At 66.1% G+C, this 2,347-nt stretch carries 2 protein-coding genes; one reads left to right on the top strand and one right to left on the bottom strand.

Features of this window, described 5'->3' with window-relative positions; genetic code table 11:
- The first annotated feature begins 88 nt into the window (after nt 1–88).
- Complete coding sequence (locus AC1DY5_RS51785; RefSeq protein WP_478122036.1) at nt 89–616, top strand: PAS domain-containing protein; 528 nt, start codon at nt 89–91, stop codon at nt 614–616.
- Between the two features lie 703 nt (nt 617–1,319).
- Here the strand turns inward: AC1DY5_RS51785 and AC1DY5_RS51790 are convergent.
- Nucleotides 1,320–2,347: sigma-54 interaction domain-containing protein (locus tag AC1DY5_RS51790; protein WP_478122037.1), on the bottom strand; the 1,028-nt coding region annotated here is incomplete at its 5' end.

Genomic DNA, 2,347 nt, shown 5'->3' on the forward strand with positions numbered 1-2,347 from the left:
GGCAAGGCCTGTCTTGAGCAGTTGGCACTGCTGCACCTGCAGGAGTTGCAATCGGTGCGCGAGGGCTTCTCGATCCCTAGCTTCACCGGTGCCGGCGGCGCCGAAGAACGATGACGCAGGAGACCGATCCATGCTCAACCAAGCCCCGTCCGCCCAGTCCGCCCAGTCCGGGCACTGCCTCTTCGAAGCCATCGTACGGCAGATCTCTGAAGCCATCATCCTTGCTGACCGAGATGGCGTGATCCAGGTCTGGAACCGTGGCGCCGAGGCATTGTTCGGCTTCTCTGCTTCGGAAGCGATCGGCAGTGGCCTCGACATCATCATTCCCGAACGCTTCCGACAAGCCCATTGGGACGCCTTCCATCGGGCCATCGCGCAGGGGCATACGCAGCATGGTGGGCAGATCCGCATGACGCGCGCGGTTCACCGCGACGGGCGAAGGCTCTATGTGGACATGAGTTTCGGCGTCGTCACCGGCAGCGACGGTTCGGCCTTGGGATCGGTGGCGATGGCGCGCGACGCCACGACGCGGCGCGAGACGGAGGCGGCACTTCGAGCACGCCTCGAAACGCTGAGCCATGGCGTCCCCACCGGCGGCAGCAAGTCAGCTCCGTGACCCGCGGTCTCTACGGTCCTCCCGACACGTCGTCGAGCAAGTCGCCGAGGGCACCGGGTTTCGCATCGTGGCCAGCCCGAGCCCGGGCTCATCCGAGAGCGAGCTAAGCTACTTGGGGCCATCAACAAGATTGACAGCCAGCTGGAGCAGCTTCCCCGTCAGCGAGTGGAGCTAGTGCTAGTTCAAGCCTTGCAGGCACTCGGCCGGGTGATCCCTCTCCACGAGGTCAAGGTCGACCCCCAGTCCATCAAAGGGGAACGCACCGTCCGACCTCGGCTGGTGCCCTACGGGGAGATTCACAGGGGCATATTCGAGTGCCTGAAGCTGGCAAATGGTGAACCCCGGTACACCCTGGAGATCGTGCTCCACATTGCCTGTCGCTCGAACCTGGACGTGGAAGAAGTCGGGGCTGAGCACCTGCGCAAAGCCGTGACCAAGCGGCGGCATGGGATGAAGCTCCGGGGCTCGTGCGGCCACTCCACGAGGCATGAACAAACAAGCGGGACAAGTGGATCCTGGTCGACGAGGACTCCAACGACCAGCAGCCCGCTGGACATCCGTTGGGCGCCAACGCAGGATCGACGACATGGAAGTCTCGTTTTGGCTGATCGCTCTCATGCCTGCCGTCCTTGGTGGCATCGCGCTCTTGGTCGAGCGACGGCGACACGCACCTTGACCAGCATTCCGCGTCGCCGGCCTCAGGCTACCCCTGCGTGGATGGTTGAGGCGATGCTCCAGGTACCAGCGAGCTGTCGCCCTCCCATTCACGCAGCCATCGCCACAGCGTCGAGCGACTGACCCCGAGTTGCCGCGCAGCCCGCTGGCGGTTGCCATCGGAGGCGCGCATGGCCTCCTGCACCCGTTCGCGCAGTGGCTGGGCCGCGGGTGGAAGCTGTTGGAACAGCTCGGGGCAGTCGAGCCGCAGGTCGTCGTACGGAATGTCTTCGAGTCGCTCGAACTGCAGCAGGAAAACCGCGACGCGTTCGCAGATGTTTTCCAGCTCCCGGACGTTGCCCGGCCACTTGCCGGCGACGAAGCGGGGCAGCAGAGGCGCCAGCGCGCCCACGGCATCCAGGCGCGAGCCCAGTCGATCGAGGCAGCGCGCCACGTGGGACTGTGCCAGCAGCGCAATGTCGTCGCCGCGCTCCCGCAGCGGCGGGATGGCGAGCCGCAGGGTGTTGATGCGGTAGTAGAGGTCTTGCCGGAATCGCCGCGCGGCGATCATCTCCTCCAGAGGCTGGTGGGTGGCGGCAATAACCCGCACATCCACGGGAATGGGAGCCGTCGCACCGAGGCGGGTGATCTCCTGCTCCTGCAACACGCGAAGCAGCCGGGTCTGCAGCGAAAGCGGCATGTCGCCGATCTCGTCCAGGAACAGCGTGCCCGTGTGGGCCGTCTCGAACAGCCCGCGCTTGCCGCCGCGGCGCGCACCGGTGAATGCGCCTTCCTCATGGCCGAACAGCTCGCTCTCCAGCAGCGTTTCGGGGAACGCCGCGCAGTTGACCGCGACGAAGGGCCGGTCCGCGCGCGAGCTGTCGTTGTGCATCGCCTGGGCGAAGAGWTCCTTGCCGACACCGCTCTCGCCGGCGATCAGTACGCCGAGATCGGTTTTCGCGAAGCGGCGGGCCGTGGCGATGGCGCGGACGAACTCGGGGCTTCGGCCGACCAGGCTCGCGAACCCGTGCTTGGCGGCGTTCTGGTGGCGACGCTGCTGGATGCGCAGGGTGGTGT

The sequence above is a fragment of the Variovorax sp. P4_D9 genome (genome assembly GCF_056401695.1).